Origin of the sequence: Pleomorphomonas sp. T1.2MG-36 (assembly GCF_950100655.1) — a bacterium.
Classification (GTDB): domain Bacteria; phylum Pseudomonadota; class Alphaproteobacteria; order Rhizobiales; family Pleomorphomonadaceae; genus Pleomorphomonas.
This window is the reverse complement of the sequence record NZ_CATNLY010000023.1, coordinates 762,788-780,956: the sequence shown is the minus strand read 5'-3', so window position 1 is coordinate 780,956 and position 18,169 is coordinate 762,788. Positions and strand designations below refer to the sequence as shown.

Annotated in this window: 16 protein-coding genes; 1 reads left to right on the top strand and 15 read right to left on the bottom strand. The window is 65.3% G+C overall.

The window, feature by feature from the left end; all coding sequences use genetic code 11:
- Nucleotides 1–39: 39 nt before the first annotated feature.
- The 10 genes from nusA to miaB form a co-directional block, all read right to left on the bottom strand.
- Nucleotides 40–1,638 (bottom strand): transcription termination factor NusA, encoded by a 1,599-nt coding sequence (nusA, locus tag QQZ18_RS15020; protein WP_284541724.1) that lies wholly within the window; start codon nucleotides 1,636–1,638, stop codon nucleotides 40–42.
- A 93-nt stretch (nucleotides 1,639–1,731) separates the two neighbouring features.
- On the bottom strand, nucleotides 1,732–2,325 hold the full coding sequence (gene rimP, locus QQZ18_RS15015; RefSeq protein ID WP_284541723.1) for a ribosome maturation factor RimP: 594 nt from the start codon (nucleotides 2,323–2,325) through the stop codon (nucleotides 1,732–1,734).
- 163 nt (nucleotides 2,326–2,488) lie between these two features.
- Nucleotides 2,489–3,220 carry a tRNA (guanosine(46)-N7)-methyltransferase TrmB gene (gene trmB / locus QQZ18_RS15010; RefSeq protein WP_284541892.1) on the bottom strand — a complete coding sequence of 244 codons (732 nt, stop codon included), beginning with the start codon at nucleotides 3,218–3,220 and terminating at the stop codon, nucleotides 2,489–2,491.
- Between the two features lie 101 nt (nucleotides 3,221–3,321).
- Nucleotides 3,322–4,497: a methionine adenosyltransferase gene (metK, locus tag QQZ18_RS15005; RefSeq protein WP_284541722.1), complete on the bottom strand. Its 1,176-nt coding sequence runs from the start codon at nucleotides 4,495–4,497 to the stop codon at nucleotides 3,322–3,324.
- A 297-nt stretch (nucleotides 4,498–4,794) separates the two neighbouring features.
- Complete coding sequence (locus tag QQZ18_RS15000; protein ID WP_284541721.1) at nucleotides 4,795–5,208, bottom strand: helix-turn-helix domain-containing protein; 414 nt, start codon at nucleotides 5,206–5,208, stop codon at nucleotides 4,795–4,797.
- Between the two features lie 148 nt (nucleotides 5,209–5,356).
- Nucleotides 5,357–6,985 carry an apolipoprotein N-acyltransferase gene (lnt, locus tag QQZ18_RS14995; protein ID WP_284541720.1) on the bottom strand — a complete coding sequence of 543 codons (1,629 nt, stop codon included), beginning with the start codon at nucleotides 6,983–6,985 and terminating at the stop codon, nucleotides 5,357–5,359.
- A gap of 159 nt (nucleotides 6,986–7,144) precedes the next feature.
- Nucleotides 7,145–8,179 (bottom strand): hemolysin family protein, encoded by a 1,035-nt coding sequence (locus QQZ18_RS14990; RefSeq protein WP_284541719.1) that lies wholly within the window; start codon nucleotides 8,177–8,179, stop codon nucleotides 7,145–7,147.
- Nucleotides 8,180–8,245: 66 nt separating this feature from the next.
- A complete protein-coding gene (gene ybeY, locus QQZ18_RS14985) occupies nucleotides 8,246–8,746 on the bottom strand; it encodes an rRNA maturation RNase YbeY (RefSeq protein ID WP_284541718.1) in 501 nt (166 codons plus the stop codon).
- Nucleotides 8,743–9,756 carry a PhoH family protein gene (locus tag QQZ18_RS14980; protein ID WP_284541717.1) on the bottom strand — a complete coding sequence of 338 codons (1,014 nt, stop codon included), beginning with the start codon at nucleotides 9,754–9,756 and terminating at the stop codon, nucleotides 8,743–8,745. Before QQZ18_RS14980 ends, ybeY begins: the two co-directional genes overlap by 4 nt.
- 61 nt (nucleotides 9,757–9,817) lie before the next feature.
- Nucleotides 9,818–11,296 (bottom strand): tRNA (N6-isopentenyl adenosine(37)-C2)-methylthiotransferase MiaB, encoded by a 1,479-nt coding sequence (miaB, locus tag QQZ18_RS14975; protein WP_284541716.1) that lies wholly within the window; start codon nucleotides 11,294–11,296, stop codon nucleotides 9,818–9,820.
- A 186-nt stretch (nucleotides 11,297–11,482) separates the two neighbouring features.
- Here miaB and QQZ18_RS14970 point away from each other — a divergent pair, with 186 nt between their 5' ends.
- Nucleotides 11,483–12,016 carry a gamma carbonic anhydrase family protein gene (locus QQZ18_RS14970; protein WP_251753909.1) on the top strand — a complete coding sequence of 178 codons (534 nt, stop codon included), beginning with the start codon at nucleotides 11,483–11,485 and terminating at the stop codon, nucleotides 12,014–12,016.
- 14 nt (nucleotides 12,017–12,030) lie between these two features.
- Here QQZ18_RS14970 and QQZ18_RS14965 read toward each other — a convergent pair whose 3' ends face one another.
- Genes QQZ18_RS14965 through QQZ18_RS14945 form a run of 5 tightly spaced genes read right to left on the bottom strand, consistent with a single transcriptional unit; the run spans nucleotide 12,031 to nucleotide 18,158 of the window.
- Complete coding sequence (locus QQZ18_RS14965) at nucleotides 12,031–13,104, bottom strand: protein-glutamate methylesterase/protein-glutamine glutaminase (protein WP_284541715.1); 1,074 nt, start codon at nucleotides 13,102–13,104, stop codon at nucleotides 12,031–12,033.
- Nucleotides 13,105–13,113: 9 nt separating this feature from the next.
- On the bottom strand, nucleotides 13,114–13,758 hold the full coding sequence (locus QQZ18_RS14960; protein ID WP_284541714.1) for a chemoreceptor glutamine deamidase CheD: 645 nt from the start codon (nucleotides 13,756–13,758) through the stop codon (nucleotides 13,114–13,116).
- 3 nt (nucleotides 13,759–13,761) lie between these two features.
- Nucleotides 13,762–14,613: a CheR family methyltransferase gene (locus QQZ18_RS14955; protein WP_284541713.1), complete on the bottom strand. Its 852-nt coding sequence runs from the start codon at nucleotides 14,611–14,613 to the stop codon at nucleotides 13,762–13,764.
- A 56-nt stretch (nucleotides 14,614–14,669) separates the two neighbouring features.
- Nucleotides 14,670–17,633 carry a methyl-accepting chemotaxis protein gene (locus QQZ18_RS14950; protein ID WP_284541712.1) on the bottom strand — a complete coding sequence of 988 codons (2,964 nt, stop codon included), beginning with the start codon at nucleotides 17,631–17,633 and terminating at the stop codon, nucleotides 14,670–14,672.
- A 24-nt stretch (nucleotides 17,634–17,657) separates the two neighbouring features.
- Complete coding sequence (locus tag QQZ18_RS14945; protein WP_284541711.1) at nucleotides 17,658–18,158, bottom strand: chemotaxis protein CheW; 501 nt, start codon at nucleotides 18,156–18,158, stop codon at nucleotides 17,658–17,660.
- Nucleotides 18,159–18,169 lie beyond the last annotated feature (11 nt).

Sequence of the window (18,169 nt, the reverse complement as noted above, 5' to 3'; positions counted from 1 at the left end):
CGTTTGGGAGGTCGCCGGAAGCGACCTCCGTCGTTGATTTCATTGCGCCTCTTCGGCGACCTCTTCCTCGACGACGGCCTCTTCCTCGGCCGGCGGCTCGATCCAGCCGGCGGCAACGCGCGCCGCCATGACGATCGCCTCTGCATCGGTGCGGCTGATGTCGAGATCGGAAAGGCTGCCCTTGTTGCGGATGGTCTCGCCGTTCTTGCGCTCGGTCCAGCCGACGAGATCGTCGGTGGCGCAGCCTGCGAGATCTTCCACCGTCTTCACGCCGTCCTTGCCGAGGGCCACCATCATGGCCGTGGTGACGCCGGGCACGTCGCGCAGGGCATCGTCGACGCCGAGCTTGATCCGCTCCTCGTCGAGTTCCCGCTCCTTGGCATCGAGATAGTCCTGGGCGCGCGCCTGGATTTCCTCGGCGGTCTCCTCGTCGAAGCCCTCGATGCCTGCGATCTCGTCGCGCTCGACAAGCGTGAGCTCCTCGACCGTCGAGAAGCCTTCGGTGGCCAGCAACTGGCCGACCACTTCGTCGACGTTGAGCGCGTTCATGAACAGCTCTGTGCGCTCGTTGAATTCCTTCTGTCGCCGCTCGCTCTCTTCCTGCTCGGTCAGGATGTCGATCGCCCAGCCGGTCAGCTGGCTGGCGAGACGCACATTCTGGCCGCGGCGGCCGATGGCCAGCGACAACTGGTCGTCAGGCACCACCACCTCGATGCGCTCGGCATCCTCGTCGAGCACCACCTTGGCGACTTCTGCCGGCTGCAGCGCGTTGACGATGAAGGTGGCTGGATCGGGCGACCAGGGAATGATGTCGATCTTCTCGCCCTGCAACTCCTGCACGACGGCCTGAACGCGGCTGCCGCGCATGCCGACGCAGGCGCCGACCGGGTCGATCGACGAGTCCTTGGAGATGACGGCGATCTTGGCGCGCGAGCCCGGATCGCGAGCCACCGACTTCACTTCGATGATGCCGTCGTAGATCTCCGGCACTTCGGACGCGAACAGCTTGGCCATGAACAGCGGATGGGTGCGCGACAGGAACACCTGCGGCCCGCGCTGCTCGCGGCGAACGTCGTGAATGATGGCGCGGATGCGGTCGCCGTAGCGGAAGCTCTCGCGCGGGATCAGTTCGTCGCGGCGGCAGATCGCCTCGCCACGGCCGAGATCGACGATGACGTTGCCATACTCGACGCGCTTGACGACGCCGTTGACCACTTCGCCGGTCCGATCCTTGAACTCGTCGAACTGGCGGTCGCGCTCGGCTTCGCGCACTTTCTGCACGATCACCTGCTTGGCCGACTGGGCGGCGATGCGGCCGAAGTCGATCGGCGGCAGCGGCTCGGAGATGAAGTCACCGACCAGCGCGGCCGGGTTGCGGCGCTGCGCCTCGACGAGATCGACCTCGGTCGAGAAGTTCTCGACGTTCTCGACCACCTGCAGGAGGCGCTGCAGCTTGATTTCGCCGGTACGCGGGTTGATCTCGGCGCGAACGTCGGTCTCGGAACCGTAGCGAGAGCGGGCTGCCTTCTGGATGGCGTCTTCCATCGCCGCGATGACGATCTGTCGGTCGATCGACTTCTCGCGAGCCACCGCATCGGCGATCTGCAAGAGTTCCAAACGGTTCGCACTGACGGCCATTGTCTTCGTCTCCTGCCCTCGATGGGGTTCCTAATCCGTCCTTCGGGGGATGTCCCCGGTTTTTCCTTCGGGCGGCCCGGCCGCCCGTTAAGCTCAGCTCTTGCCCGCTTTGAGCGCCTCGCGGATCAGCGCTTCATTCAGCACGAGCCGTGCTTCCGACACGGTGTCGAGCGGGAATTCTATGTCCTTGGTACCGTCTTCGAGCGCCTGAAGGAGGCGCATGCCGCCCTTGTCGTCCTTGACGCCGGTGAGCCAACCGCGAAACCGCTTGCGTCCGAGCAAGGGGACGGCGAGCTCCAGCTTGGTCTCGAAGCCCGCCCAGCGAACGAAATCCGAGCGCCGCACCAGAATGCGATCCATGCCCGGAGACGACATCTCGAGGCTGTAGGCCTTGCCGATCGGATCGTCGACATCGAGCAGCGGCGAAATGACGTTGCTCGCCGCTTCGCAGTCCTCGACGCTCATGGTGCCGTCGGCCTTCTCGGCGAAGATCTGCAGCGTCACGCCGTTGAGACCGGACATGCGCACGCGGACGAGGCGATAGCCGAGGTCGATCAACGCTGGCTCGATGATGGCGGCAACCCGCGCCTCGACGCCGGTCTCGGTCACGAGACGCGGTTCGTCGAGCGTCGTTTCGACACTCTGACCGCTGAGTGGCGGAAGGGGCGGCTGGTCCTCGGACGTCATCGGTCGCGGTATCCTTCGCGGCGCCTCCGTAACGGGCAATAAAAAAGAGCGGGACCTCTCGGACCCACTCCCAACCCGCTTTGTAAAGCGCATCAGAACTGATGCACCCCATATAGGCCGCTTTTGCGCGGAAATCAATGGCCGCTGCCGATGGGCCCAAAACTCAAGTCGAGCGCGCCAGACGTCGAAAGGTGAGATAGGCCGAGCTGCGCCCTTCGCGCCGGGCCTTGGCCTCATAGCGCGTCCCTGGCCAGCCTTCCCAAGGCAAGCGCCAATCATCGGGCGCCTCGGCGGTCCAGACGAAGTCGGGATTGGCCCGCACGTGATGCAAGGTCCAGTCGACATAGGTGTCGATGTCCGACGCGAACCAGAACTCGCCGCCATCCTTCAGCACGCGTGCGAAGCGGGCGACGGTATCCGGCCCGACGAAGCGCCGCTTCCAGTGGCGCTTTTTCGGCCAGGGGTCTGGGTAGAGCAGAAGCACGCGATCGAGCGACGCTTCGGGCAGCCAGTCGAGCACCCTGACGCCATCCTCGCCGCTGAGGCGGATGTTGGCGATCTCCTCGGCGGCAATGCGTCCCAGCGCCTTGGTCATGCCATTGATGAATGGCTCGACGCCGAGGAAGCCGACGTCGGGACGTTCAAGGGCGCGATGAACAAGGTGCTCGCCACCGCCGAAGCCGATCTCCAGGCGGATCTCGCTCGGCGTTTCGGGGAAGAGTTCCGCGAGGTTTTGGGGAGCGGGCGTCGCGAGGTCCAGCGAAAGCCTGGGCAGGTCCGCCTCGAGGCGCTCGGCCTGTCCCTTCCTCAGCGTCTTGCCCTTGCGGCGGCCGAAGAAGGCGCTCTCGCGCGGATCGCCGGGCCGGTGCTCCGGTCTGTGGTCGTCGTCGCTCATCGATGCCCGTTGCATGCAAAACTCGGGCAGCCTGACCGCCCGGCAATGAAAAAGCCCCGGCAGCCGAGCTGCCGGGGCGGTGTCTAGCTTATTTCTCCGCCTCAGGCGAGGGCCGACTTCAGGGCATCGACGAGGTCGAGTGCCTCCCAGGAGAAGCCGCCGTCTGCCTCGGCCGCCCGGCCGAAGTGACCATAGGCGGAGGTCCGGGCATAGATCGGCTTGTTGAGGCCGAGCCGCTCGCGAATGCCGCGTGGCGAAAGGCGGACGAAGTCCCGATCGCCCAGCACCTTCTCGATCCGGGCCGGATCGACGTTGCCGGTGTCGTGCAGGTCGACGTAGATGGACAGCGGATCGCTGACGCCGATGGCGTAGCTGAGCTGGATCGTGGCGCGATCGGCGAGGCCGGCGGCCACGATGTTCTTGGCAAGCCAACGGGCGGCATAGGCGGCCGAGCGGTCGACCTTGGTCGGATCCTTGCCGGAGAATGCGCCGCCGCCATGCGGCGCCGCGCCACCATAGGTGTCGACGATGATCTTGCGGCCGGTGAGGCCGGCATCGCCGTCCGGGCCGCCGATCACGAACTTGCCGGTCGGATTGACGTGCCAGGTGGTGCGTTCATCGATCCAACCCGCCGGCAGCGCGGCGATGATATAAGGCTCGACGATGCGGCGCACGTCGGCCGACGAAAGGCCGTCGGCATGCTGGGTGGAGAGCACGATCTGCGGTGCCCGCACCGCCTTGCCGCCCTCGTAGGCGACGGTCACCTGGCTCTTGGCGTCGGGCCCGAGCAGCGGTTCCTTGCCGGATTTGCGGACGGCGGCAAGATCGCGCAGGATCTTGTGGGCGTAGTAGATCGGCGCCGGCATCAGCTCGGGCGTCTCGCGACAGGCATACCCGAACATGATGCCCTGGTCGCCGGCGCCTTCGTCCTTGTGCGCAGCGGCGTCGACGCCCTGGGCGATGTCGGACGACTGCTCGTGCAGCAGGATCTCGATCTCGGCGTTCTGCCAGTGGAAGCCATCCTGCTCGTAGCCGATGTCGCGGATCGCCTCACGCGTCAGATGCTCGATCAGTGCGTTGTCGACGGACTTGGGGCCTCGCGTTTCGCCGGCGATGACCACGCGGTTGGTTGTGGCCAGCGTCTCGGCCGCCACGCGCGCCTGAGGCTCGGCGGCGAGAAAGGCGTCGACGATGGTGTCGGAGATGCGGTCGCAGACTTTGTCGGGATGGCCTTCCGAGACGGACTCGGAAGTGAAGAGGTAATTCTGGCGGGACATAGGGTTGACCCCTCAAAGAAGACGTCGACGCGGTCGACGGAAGGCTGGTCTGTCGCGGGATTGATCCAGCGCGGCGCATCCTTTTCGCAAGCCGCCGGGAAAAGCGCAAGCGCCAGCCGTTTGCTTGCGCGCGTTTGCATCGCACCGTGCGTTCCGTGCCACGGCGACTGGGAAAATATTCTCCTCCAAGGGCAGTGTCAGCAACCCCGTTTCCCGCCGAACGGGTTACCAGAAATGCAAAACGGGTTGCCTCGACCCGACGCCGAGGCAACCCGTCATGGCTTAAAATGCGACTGCTCAGGCCTCGCCATCCTCGGAGGCCAGAGTCTGCACGAGATCGACGATGCGCCGACGGACGCGGGCGTCCTTGATGCGCACGAACGACTTGTTGAGCGACAGGCCTTCGGTCGACGACAGGAAGTCGACGACATACGAGTGGCTGGGGGTCTCGGCAAAACCGGCAGCCTCTTCCGGCGTGCCAGGCGCATCCTCGAAGAAGAAGGACACCGGCACCTTGAGGACGGTGGCGATATGCTGCAGGCGGCTGGCGCCGACGCGGTTGGTGCCCTTCTCGTATTTCTGGATCTGCTGGAACGTGATGCCGAGCGCTTCGCCCAGCTTTTCCTGGCTCATTCCGAGCATCATGCGGCGAAGCCTCACGCGGCTGCCGACATGTATGTCAATGGGATTGGGGGACTTCTTGCTGGCCATTTTGGTCTCGTCTGCGGATTGATCCGCGGTTATCGATGAGGCTCGCAAGGCGCGGTCTTTGTTTTTTTGTCTTGCGGCCCATTTCTTGGCAAACGAACCACAAAGGGATCGTTGCGCGCTGAGATTGTTGTCTCTGAACGAGAAGTTGTCAACTCCCGGATCTACGTTTTCCATTTCCGAGAACTGACAGCAAGATGAAAAAGACGCTAAAGATCAAGAGAAAAGGTGACCCTGCTCGTTGAGAGAAAGACTTGGGCCGGTCGGATGGCACGAAACCGTCCAGCACGCCCTCCTCGCCGAGAGGTAGACTTGCAACCGTCCTGCCATAGGCATCGATGATTGCAGATATGCCGGTATTGGCTGCGCGAACCATCGGTATGCCTTCTTCGATCGAGCGCATACGGGCAGCATCTAAGTGTTGGTAGGGACCAACACTGTGACCGAACCAGCCATCGTTGGTGATGTTCACGAAATAGTCGGGGCGGTCGCCTTCCGGTAGAACCTCGCCCGGGAAGATCGCTTCATAGCAGATCAGCACCGAGAAGGACGGATGGCCGGCAAGCGAGATGCGCGTGCGGCGAGGTCCGGGCGAGAAGCCGCCGATGCCGCGGAAGAGTTCGCCGACGCCCAGCCGGCTCACCAAGGATCCAAAGGGCATGTATTCGCCGAAGGGGACAAGGTGCACCTTGTCGTAGGCGGCGCGGATGGCGCCGGTGTCGTCTATGGCGAACAGCGAGTTGTAGTAGCGACGTCCGCCTTCGGCCAGATCGTCGATGGGTTCGACGCGCGGAGCTCCGGTCAGAAGGATCGTTCCCGGCGACAGCAGGTCGGCGATGCGGGCGAGCGCTTGCGGGTCCTCGGTCAGGAAAAAGGGCAGCGCTGTTTCCGGCCAGACGATTTCCGAGAACGACATGGCGCCCAGCGTCTCGGGATCGGTTCGCCGATCCGAGAGCGTCGCCAGCTTGTCGAGTGCCTCCTGCCTTTTTTCCGGCGACCATTTGACGGCCTGATCGATGTTCGGCTGGACGATGCGGATGCGAGCATCGGCGATCGCCGCTTCGCCCACCGGCGCGGCGCCCGAAAGCCTGTAGATACCCCAACCGATATCGGCCGCCGCAAGCGCCAGGACCAGCGTCAACGTCAATCGCCGCAACCAGGGGCGGCTTCCCCGATCGTCGGCAAACAATGCCGGAGCAGCGAACACGGCTATTCCGGCCAACGTCAGCCCATAGACGCCGACCACGCTCGCTGCCTGCGCGGTCACGTCTGTGAAGGCGACCGCCTGTCCGAAAAGGTTCCAAGGGAAGCCGGTTAGCACGTGGCCACGCAACCATTCGGAGGCACCGAGCCCGAAGGCGAGCGCGAAGATGCGTGTCGGACCGTCGCTCCACAGGAGACGGGCCACGAAGGTACCCAGGGCGGTGAACAGGGCGAGGCCCGCCGCGAGCCCGACGACGGCGAACGGCATCAGCGGCACGAGAGCCGATCGTCCTTCGGCGAAGAAGGCGATGCCCACCCAGTGGAGGCCGGCAAGGAAGTAGCCGAAGCCGAACCACCAGCCGGTGATCGCCGCCGGCCTCAGGCGGCGAACGCCGCGCGGTCCCGCCACGACGGCGCCATCGATCAGGATCACCAGAGCCGGCAACGTCAGGAACAGGATTGGGGCGGCATGCACGGGAGCCAGGGCAAGCGCCGAAAGCGCGCCGGCGGCGAGGGCTGCGAAGCGCCGCGGCCATCCCCAGAGAAGAAGGAGACGATGGGCAAAGGTTTCAAACATCTCGCCTCTTCCCGTACCGGCGAATCGGTCGTTCCGTCCGAAGCAATAGCCGGTCGTCGTCGGGGAGGGAATGGCCGGAAGCCGCGTTGGCGGCCTCCGGCACCCGTTCGGTGTGCGATCAGGCTCGGCGACCGTCGCGGCTACCGGAAACGCAGCCCGTCAGGCGGCGCCCATCTCGGAAGGTTCGGTCGCTTCGGCCGGCTCGGTAGGCCGCGCGACGAGGCGCACCGTCTTGATGCGGCGCGGATCGGCGTCGAGGACCTCGACTTCCCAGCCCGGCAGATCGTCGGAGGCGATCACTTCGCCACGCACCGGAATTCGGCCGAGGGCGGCAAACAGCAGGCCGCCGAGCGTGTCGACGTCCTCGTCGTAGTCGGCGAATGAGAAGCTCGGCCCGATCTCCGCCCTGACATCGTCGAGATCGGCGCGGGCATCGGCAAGATAGACGCCGTCCTGCACCGTCTTGACCAGCGGTCCGTCCTCGTCGTCATGTTCGTCGTCGATCTCGCCGACGATGGTTTCGACCACGTCTTCGATGGAAACGATGCCGTCGGTGCCGCCATATTCGTCGATGACCAGCGCCATCTGGATATGGGTCGCCTGCATCTTCTGCAGGAGGTCGGTGGCGGGCATGGACGGTGGCACGAACAGCACGGCGCGCACCAGCTTCGCCGCCTCGAGCGTGATGTCGAGGTCGACCTTGCCGACATCGAGCCGGACATCGTCCTCTTCGGCGGTGGCGTCGATCCGCGCCTTTCCGGTGATGTGGGTGATGAGGTCCTTGATGTGGACCATGCCGATGGCGTCGTCGAGCGTCTCCCGGTAGACGGGCATGCGCGAATGGCCGGACGCCTCGAACAACCCGAGCAACTCGGCCAGTGTCGTATCGGCGTCGACGGCGGCGATGTCGGCCCGCGGGACCATCACGTCGGCGACGCGCGTTTCCCGGAGGCGAAGAATATTTCGGATCAGCGTCCGCTCCTCGGGCGAGAAGGCGGCATCGAGCGCGTCCTCCTGGCTGAGTGCCTCTTCGAGATTCTGTCGGAGCGTCGCCGAGGTCTTGAAGCCGAAAGCCTCGCGCAATCGCGCCAGCCAGCTCGATCCTGAACCTGTCCCACCCTCGGCCGAAACGCCCGCCTGGGCCGCCGCGGCCATACTCTGACTGCCCGTACTATGACTGTCGCTGTCGCTCATCGTCCTTCTTCCGCGCCGCCCGCAGACCCTCCCGGCCGCTGGCGGACGCCCCGATAATGCCGTCCCTCAGTGGCCGGCGCCGCCCATCGGCGCGTCGGCATAGGGGTTGGCGATACCAAGCCGGGCGAGGATGGCCGTTTCCAGGCTCTCCATCTCCTCGGCTTCGTCGTCGTTCATGTGATCATAACCGACGAGATGCAGGAATCCATGCACGATCATGTGCAGGAAATGGTCCCGAAAGGAAATGTCTTCTTCGAGCGCTTCGCGCGCCACCGTTTCATGGGCCACCGCGATATCGCCGAGAAGAGGCCCGTAGGCATCCGCCTCCGGATCGTCCTGGGGAAAGGACAACACGTTGGTCGGCTTGTCGAGGCCACGGTGATCGCGATTGAGCACCTGGATCGCAGCATCGTCGGCAAGCAGAAGCGACAGTTCCGCGTCGTCGGCGATCTCGGCATCGGCCGCCGCCGCCGCCATGGCGACGGCCGCTTCGATATCGGCACGCCAGTCCTCGGCCTCACCCCACAGCGGGCTGTCGGCAAGGATGTCGACGGCGATCACGCTCATGCCTTCTCTCCGCGGGCGGCCAGCCGCTGCCGGCTGTCGTCGTCATAGGCCTTGACGATCTGCGCGACCAGTTCGTGGCGCACCACGTCCTCGTGGGTGAACCGCACCTGGACGATGCCGGGCGTCTCGGTGAGGATGCGGCTGGCTTCGACCAGGCCGGACACCTGTCCCGCCGGCAGGTCGACCTGGCTGGGGTCGCCGGTGACGATCATCTTCGAGCCATCGCCGAGGCGGGTGAGGAACATCTTCATCTGCATCGAGGTGGTGTTCTGCGCCTCGTCGAGGATGACGGCGGCATTGGCCAGCGTACGGCCGCGCATGAAGGCCAGCGGCGCAATCTCGATGGCGCCGGAGGTGAGCGCCCGCTCAACCCGCTCGGGAGGCATCATGTCGTAAAGCGCATCGTAAAGCGGGCGAAGATAGGGGTCGATCTTCTCGCGCATGTCGCCGGGTAGAAAGCCAAGCCGCTCGCCGGCTTCGACGGCCGGGCGCGACAGCACGAGGCGCGCCACCTCCCCGCGTTCGAGCAAGGCCGCAGCATAGGCCACGGCAAGGTAGGTCTTGCCGGTACCGGCAGGACCGAGCCCGAACACCAGCGTCGAGCGCTCCATTGCGCGGATATAGGCATCCTGCGCCGGGTTGCGGGCGACGACGGTCTTGCGCCGGGTCGAAATGGCCGCGAGCTGCAGGCGCGATCCGGCGTCCATGGTCGGCAGCGGCAACTGATCGCCCACGGCCAATGCCATGCGGATCGCCCCCTCGACGTCGGCCGATGTGATGGCTTGGCCGGCCTGAAGACGGCCGTAGAGCGCCTCCAGCACGTCACGGGCGCGGCTGGCCGCCTCGTGCGATCCTCGGATCGTCACCTGATTGCCGCGCGCCGTCGCATCGACGCCGAGCTTCTGCTCGATCAAGGCCAGATGCTGGTCGAACTGACCGTAGAGTGGGCCGATCAACCGGTTATCCTCGAAGACCAGCACCAGATGGGTGAGGTCGGACGCATAGGTCATGGCGTTCCCCGGATAGGTCGCGGCAGTCGCGACGGCATGGTCGGTGCGTGTCCCGACGGCCTCATGCCGACCGTCGGGCCGATGCTGGCTCGCCCTCGAGCCGGCCGATCAGGCTGTGCCCGCCAGTTGACTCGATGGTCACGTCGGCAATCTCGCCAATGAGTGACGACGGTGCCATGACGGCCACCGGCTGAAGATACGGCGATCGTCCGACGATCTGGCCGGGAAGGCGTCCGGTCTTGTCGAACAGTACCGGCAGCGTACGCCCGACGAGACGTTCGGCAAAAAGCCTTTGCTGGTCTTCGAGCAGCGCCTGCAATCGGTGCAACCGCTCGGTCTTCACGGCTTCCGGAACCTGATCGTCGAGCGCCGCCGCCGGTGTGCCGGGGCGCGGCGAGTACTTGAAGGAGAAGCAGGCGGCGTAGTCGACGGTGCGGACGATATCCATGGTCGCGGCGAAATCGTCCTCGGTCTCGCCGGGGAAGCCGACGATGAAGTCGCCGGAGATCGCCATGTCCGGCCGCGCCATCCGGATGCGCTCGATGAGCGCGATGTATTCGGCGGCGGTGTGGCGTCGGTTCATCGCCGCGAGGATGCGGTCCGAGCCCGATTGCACCGGCAGATGCAGATAGGGCATCAGCTTGGCATTGTCGCCGTGCGCGGCGATCAGCGCGTCGTCGAGGTCGCGCGGGTGGCTGGTCGTGTAGCGAATGCGGGCAAGGCGCGGCAGCTCGGAGAGACGGGCGAGCAGGCCGGCAAGCCCCACCGTCCGGCCGTCGCCGTCGACGCCGTGATAGGCATTGACGTTCTGGCCGAGGAGCGTGATCTCACGCACGCCGGCTGCCACCAGGGTTTTTGCCTCCTCGACGATCTTCTCGACCGGACGCGAGGCTTCCGAGCCGCGCGTGTAGGGCACGACACAGAAGGTGCAGAACTTGTCGCAGCCTTCCTGCACGGTCAGGAAGGCCGTCACCCCGCGCGAGCGAACCGCCGTCTCGGACGGTGCGGCGAGGTGGTCGAACTTGTCCTCGGACGGAAACTCGGTCTCCACCACTTTCGGACGGGCCGGCGCCTTGCCTTCGGTGGCAGCCGGCCGCTCGCCGGCACGGACCCGTTCGATCAGTTCGGGCAGGCGATGATAGGTCTGTGGGCCGAACACCATGTCGACCACCGGTGCGCGGGCGATGATTTCCTCGCCTTCCGCCTGGGCGACGCAGCCGGCAACCGCAACCAGCGTTTCCCGCCCCTCGACAGCCCGCTCGGCCTTCAGGACGCGCAGGCGCCCAAGCTCGGAGTAGACCTTCTCGGCGGCTTTCTCGCGGATGTGGCAAGTGTTCAGGATGACGAGGTCGGCATTCTCGGGACTGTCGGCGGTGACATATCCGAGCGGCGCCAGCGTGTCCGACATGCGGTCGCTGTCGTAGACGTTCATCTGGCAGCCGTAGGTCTTGATGAAGACAGACTTCTTATCCGTCACCGTTGCCCGCTTTCCCTCGTGGGGGACGACCGATCGGAGCCGTCCCGTCAAAGATAACGGCATCTAGTGCATTTTGGGGAGCGGCGAAAGGCGGTTTTCCAACAAAATCGCGCGCAAGTTGGCCGAGAGGGCCTTCCCGTCTCTGGAACGATTAGCTACCCGTTCGCCCGATGCGCCGTCTTGATCGTCGGCATCTTGGCCTTACAAGGAGCCTACGACGGATCTTCATCGCACCCGGGAAACCCTCTCATGCCGATCTACGAACTCGACGGAATCGCCCCCGAATTGCCCGAAGATGGCGACTACTGGGTCGCCCCCGATGCGCATGTGATCGGCCGGGTGAAACTCGGCTCCGAGGTTGGCGTCTGGTTCGGGGCGGTGATCCGCGGCGACAACGAGCCGATCGTCGTCGGCGCCCGCACCAACATCCAGGAGGGGGCGACGCTGCATACCGATCCGGGCTTTCCGCTGACCATCGGCGAAGGCTGCACCATCGGCCATCAGGCGATCGTCCATTCCTGCACGCTTGGCGACAACGTGCTGGTCGGCATGGGCGCCACCATCCTGAACGGAGCGAAGATCGGCGCCAACAGTCTGGTCGGCGCCAACGCGCTCGTCACGGAAGGCAAGGAATTTCCGGAAGGGTCGCTGATCGTCGGCGCGCCGGCACGGGCCGTGCGGACGCTCGATGACGCGGCCATCGAGAAACTGCGGCGGTCGGCGGAGAACTACGCCGCCAACTTCAAGCGCTTCAAGGCTGGGTGCCGCAAGATCGCCGACTGACGGGCTCCACCGCCTCAGATATGCGCTTTGTCTGCCGGCTCCGGCGAGAAGGTGGCGGTGAGATAGGGGGCGATGCCCTGCAGCGGCAGCTGCCGCTCCACCGCGCCGATCTCGTAGGCGGCGCGCGGCATGCCGTAGACCACCGACGTCGCCTCGTTCTGGCCGATGGTGTGGCCGCCGCCGAGCCGGATGTCGAGAAGCCCCGAGGCGCCGTCGCGCCCCATGCCGGTCAGGATGACGCCCAGGCTGTTGATCGGGCAGACCCGGGCCATCGAGCGAAACAGCACGTCGACCGACGGCGCATGCCCGGACACGCGCTCTTCGCTTCCGATGCGGCAGGTAAGATTGGGTCCGGCATGCCCGAGCTCGAACTGGCGGCCGCCCGGCCCCAGGTAGACCGTGCCCGGACGCAAGACCTCGCCATCCTCGGCCTCCTTAACGCGCAAGGCGCAGAGACCGTCGAGCCGGCTGGCGAACGAACCGGTGAACTGGCCCGGCATGTGCTGGACGATCAGAATCGGCGGCATTTCGGCCGGCAGGTCGGTGAGCACGGCGCGGATGGCTTCGACGCCACCGGTCGAGGCGCCGATGCCGATCACCGTGCCGGTGCGCGAGCAGCCGACCGGTGGCGGAGCGGTGGAGAAGCGAGGGGGCGTTTTCTCCTGCGCGGCACGGTGGGCGCCGACATTGGCAGCCGCGGCGACCTTGATCTTGTCTATGAGCTCGGCGGCGACCCTGTCGAGGTCGGAGGCCTTTGCCGGCTTGCCGACGACATCGACGGCGCCGATCTCGAGGGCGCGAAGGGTGCTGAAGGCGCCGGCCTGTGTCAGCGTCGACACCATCACCACCGGCATGGGGCGCAGGGCCATCAGCTTTTCGAGAAATGAGATGCCGTTCATGCCGGGCATTTCGACGTCGAGCGTCAGTACGTCGGGATTGAGGCGCTTGATCGCGTCGCGCGCGGCGAACGGATCGGCGGCGGTGCCGACAACCTCGATCCCCGGATCGCGTCGGAGAACGCTTGCCAGCATGTCCCGCATCAGGGCGCTATCGTCGACGATGAGCACGCGGATGGGTGTTCCAGGCATGATGCTACCTCAGAAGAGATCGACCTCGCCCTCGACCTTTGTTCTTGCGAGACGGTCCTTGAAGGAATGCTCTTCGTCGACGAACTCGGGGTGGGTGGCGGTGCCGAGCAGAAGCCTGTGTACGACGCCGGTCGAGGGATTGTAGTGGATTCGGCGGCCGTAGCAGCCCCCCAGATCGGCGGAGGCGATCGCGAGCCCCTCGGCGTTGAGATAGTCGAGCACGAAGGACACGTTCGACGAGCCGATCAGCGTCGGCCCGTCCGTGAGGTCGGCGCCGCCGAAGAGCTTGATCTCCAGGTCGCGACGCTCGCAGCCGGACTTCAGCACCTCGTTGATCAGCACCTCCATGGCATAGTTGCCATAGCGCAGGGCGGCGCTGGCGCCGTTCCACATGCCGGAGTCGCTTTCGGGCAGCATGAAGTGGTTGAGACCGCCAAATCCGGTTGCCGGATTGCGGATGCAGGCGGCGACGCAGGAGCCCAGGACGGTGACGATGATCTCCTCGGCGCGCGCCGTCACATACGCCTCTCCCGGCAGCACGCGCACCGTCTGCATGCCCCTCCGCCAGTCGTGGGTGCGCGGGGCGGCTTGCCGGAGCGGGGCGGCGTCGCCCTCCTGGCGTACGGTTGGTTTCGGTTGGCCGGCGAAGGACATCGCTCAGGTACCCTTTTGGTAGATGGTCGGACCGCGCAGGCGGAAAACCGTTTTCTGGTCGAGAATGGTCTCGGAATGGCCAATGTAGAGCCAACCACCGGGCGCCAGCAGGTCGGCGAAGCGTTGCACCAGCCGGGCTTTGGTCGGATTGTCGAAGTAGATCATGACGTTACGGCAGAAGATGGCGTCAAACGGTCCCTTCATCGGCCATGCGTCCAGAAGGTTGAGCTGCTTGAAGGCGATCCGTTGTCTGAGCTCGGGTCGAACCTGCCACTCGCTGCCGCTGACGTCCGTGAAGTGACGATAGCGCCGGGCCTTGCCGAGCTCGGCCACCGACTGGTTGCCGTAGCGACCGGACGCGCCGCGCGCCACCACGGAGCTGTCGATGTCGGTCGCCAGGATGCGCGTGTCGCATTTGACGCGCGCTGAAGCCGCTTCGCGATAGGTCATGGCGATCGAGTAGGGCTCTTCGCCGGTCGAGCAGCCGGCGGACCAGATGCGCATGCGTGTCCGACCGTTGGCTCCGTCGGTCGACAGGTCGGAAAACAGGTTCTCGGCGAGATGATCGAAGTGGTGCTTTTCGCGGAAGAACCGTGTCAGGTTGGTCGTGAGGGCGTTGATGAGATACTCGATCTCGTCTTCGCCCTCGGGACTCGAATAATAGTCGCAGTATTCGGCAAAGGCTGAGAAGCCGAGCTCCCTCAGGCGTCGCGTCAGCCGCGAATAGACCATGTTGATCTTGTGATCGGGCAAAGTGATGCCCGTTCGGCCGTGGACGAACGCGGAGAGCCGGCGATATTCCTTCAGCGAGAAGGGAAACTCGCGATGCTCCGGGGCGGTACTGAGTGCGGCCATATTTGCTCCGGTGGAACTGGGCCGCGACGACGCCGCGGCCCGATTGTTCGGTGCGCTCAGAACTCCTTCCAGTCGGCGTCGCTCTCGAAGGCCGCATGCAGGTCGGATTGCAGGCGCTGCGCGGTGCGCCCGCCACCCACTGCCACCTTCTTCGGCTGAGCCGGGCGCGGCGCTGTCCTGACGGCGGATCGTGCTTCGCGGCGATCGTCAACGGTCGCCCGGGCTGACCGGACAGAGTCGGTCAGTCGGAAGGCCGACATCCGTCCATGCATCGCTTCGGCCTGTTCCTGGAGCATGCGCGTCGCCGAAGCGTTCTCCTCGACGAGCGCCGAGTTCTGCTGCGTCATCTCGTCCATCTGGGTGACGGCCTTGTTGATCTCCTCCACGCCCGCCGACTGCTCGCGGCTCGCCGCGGCGATGTCGGAGACGATGTCCGCCACCTTCTTGATCGAACCGACGATCTCGTTCAGCGCCGTACCGGCGTCGTTGACCAGCTTGACGCCGTCCTTGACCTGGGCGCCGCTCTCGACGATCAGCGCCTTGATATCCTTGGCGGCGCCGGACGAGCGCTGGGCAAGCGAACGAACCTCCGAGGCGACCACCGCGAAGCCCTTGCCGGCATCGCCGGCGCGCGCCGCCTCGACGGCCGCATTGAGAGCCAGGAGGTTGGTCTGGAAGGCGATCTCGTCGATCACCGAAATGATGTCGGAGATCTTCTGCGAGGAGGTCTCGATGCGGCTCATGGCCCCGACTGCCTTGCCGACGACATCGCCGCCATCGGTGGCCGTGCCGCGCGCCGAGGCGGCGAGCTGGTTGGCCTGCTGGGCGTTGTCGGCGTTCTGCTTGACGGTCGCCGCCATCTCCTCCATCGACGCGGCCGTTTCCTCGAGGTTCGAGGCCTGCTGTTCGGTCCGCTGGGACAGATCGGTGGTTCCCGACGAGATCTCCGCCACGGCATTGGAGATGGTGGTCGCTGCGTCCATCATGTCGGCGACGACCGTCGACATGGTATCGAGCAGCGTGTTGATGCCCTCGCAGAGGTTGGCGATTTCGCCGGTCTTGCCGTCGAGCGGCACGCGCCGGGTGAGGTCGTTGCCACGCGCGGCTTCGATCACTTCCTTGGATTCGCGAACCGCCGCCTGCAGTGCCTCGGCCGAGCGCACCTGCTCGGTGACGTCGGTGGCGTACTTGACCACCTTGAACGGCTTGCCGTTCATGTCGAGGATCGGATTGTAGGACGCCTGGATCCAGACCTCCCGGCCGCCCTTGCCGATGCGCTTGTACTGGTTGGTGTCGTATTCGCCGCGGCCGAGCTTCTCCCAGAACATCCGGTAGTCGACCGATGCGCGATAGGCCGGCTCGACGAAGATCGAGTGATGCTGTCCCTTGATCTCGGCCAGCGTGTAGCCGAGCGTGTTGAGGAAGTTCTCGTTGGCATTGAGCACCTTGCCGTCCAGCGAGAACTCGATGATGCCCTGCGCCTTGGATATGGCGGCGATCTGTCCCTCGAAGTCGGCCGACTGCAGGCGCTGGGCGGTCACGTCGGTCGCGATCTGGACGATCTTGAACGGCTTGCCGTCGAGACCGATGATCGGGTTGAACGACACCTCGAGCCAGACCTCCCGGCCGCCCTTGCCGACGCGCTTGTACTGGCCGGTGACGTGCTCGCCACGCTGCAGGCTCTCCCACATCAGCTTGTATTCGGCGCTCTCCCGGGAAGCGGCATCGGCGAACATCGCAGCCGGCTTGCCCCGGATCTCGTCGATCGTGTAGCCGAAGATCCGGCAGAAGATCTCGTTGGCGTCGACGACAGTGCCGTCCATCGCCAGTTCCAGCACCGATTGCGACAGGCGGATGGCGTCGGCCTGTCCCTTGTAGTTGGCGGTGAGCTCGGCAACCTGGCGACCGTTCTCGCGGAATATCGACACGGCGCCGGCGATGGTGCCGATCTCGTCCTTGCGATCGGCGCCTTCGACCTCGAACTCGTAGTCGCCGGCGGTGATCCGGTGCATGTAGCCGATCATGCGCCCGACACCGCGGGTGATCTGCAAGGAGAAGAAGATGCTGGCGGCGAGGGCCACGACGACGGCCGCCAGTATCACGGCGAGCGTCGTGAACAGGGCGCTGCGCAGCCCGGCGGCATGGTCATCGAGCATGGCGGTCAGCGTGGTGGCGCCGCTGTGCCAGAGGGCCTGGCTGGCCTGCGCCTGCGCCTTGGTGGCGTCCATGAAGCTGGAGATGCTTACGCTTTGCGGCGTGGAGGCCGTCTCGAAGGCGGTGGCGACCGCTTCCGCCTCGCTCACGAAATGGGGCGCGATGTCGACGAAGGCGCCGATCTGCTCGTTGAGGCTCTCGATGCGGCCGTCGGTGCTGTAGGACTTGGCGACCTGCAGAGCGGCCGTGGCACCGTCCGAAGCCTCCTTGAAAAGGGCGATCTGCGACTTCAGCAGCCCGAGATCGGCAACCGAGACGGAGCTGGACCGCGACATCGCACGGATCTTGCCGGTGATCGCCACGCGGTACCAGAGTACGCGCGGGACGCGGTTCATGAGGGCTTGGCCGAGATAGTTGTGGTCGACCTCGGTATCGACGGCGAGACCCGAACCGTTGGAGATGGCCGCCATGAGGTCGAGGCCGGCGTTGACCGACTGGGGCAGTCGCTCGTCGAACGGGATGTGGCTGCGCGGCCAATCATAGCTCGCGAGAGCGCTTGTGAAGGCACTCGCCTCCTTGGCTATGCCGAACGCGGCATCGTTGGCGCTGCCAAGCCCCTGCAGGTCGGGAACGTTTGAAAGAACCGTGGCGGGAGGCGCCGCGTCGTCAAGCGCGGAGACGGCGAGTCCCCGGATGGATTCCCAGACGGCGACGGCATAGGTGACGCCGGCGGTTTCTGTCCGTGCAGCGGCCACGCCTTCCTCGCTCTTGCTGACGTAGAGCCAGCCGAGGATGACGATCGGCAGGCTCATCAGCGCGACGATCAAGCCGATCTTGGTACGAAGTTTCAGCGAGGTGAGTGACATGATGTCAGTTCCTGGAGAGCTGGTTCAGGCGGCGATGGCGGCGTTGGCCGGGCCGTGATTGGCGAAGAGATTTTCGAGGCTGAGGAGTACGACCATGCCGTCGCCGACGGGGATGATGCCGGCGAGGAAGGCATTGTCGATCGGCTGGTCGACGTCGGGTACCGGCCGGATATCGGCGGCATTGACGGTCAGGATGTCCGAAACGGCATCGACCAGCAGGCCGAGCAGCCGGCCACTGATCGCCACGATGATGACGACGTGACTGCGGGTGGCCGTCGTGAGACCGAGTCCGAAGCGGCAGCGAAGATCGAAGATCGGTACGATCGTGCCGCGAAGGTTGAGCACCCCGAGCATGTAGTCCTGCTGGTTCGGTAGGACGGTTGTCTCGGTCCACCCCTTGATCTCGCGAACGGCCATGATGTCGATGGCGAACTCGTCGTCGCCGACGCGGAAGGAAATGAACTGTCGCGCCTGCGCCACGGAGGCGTCGGGACCGGTGTTGGGAAGATCTTGCGGTTCTGCCATGGAGAAGGCTC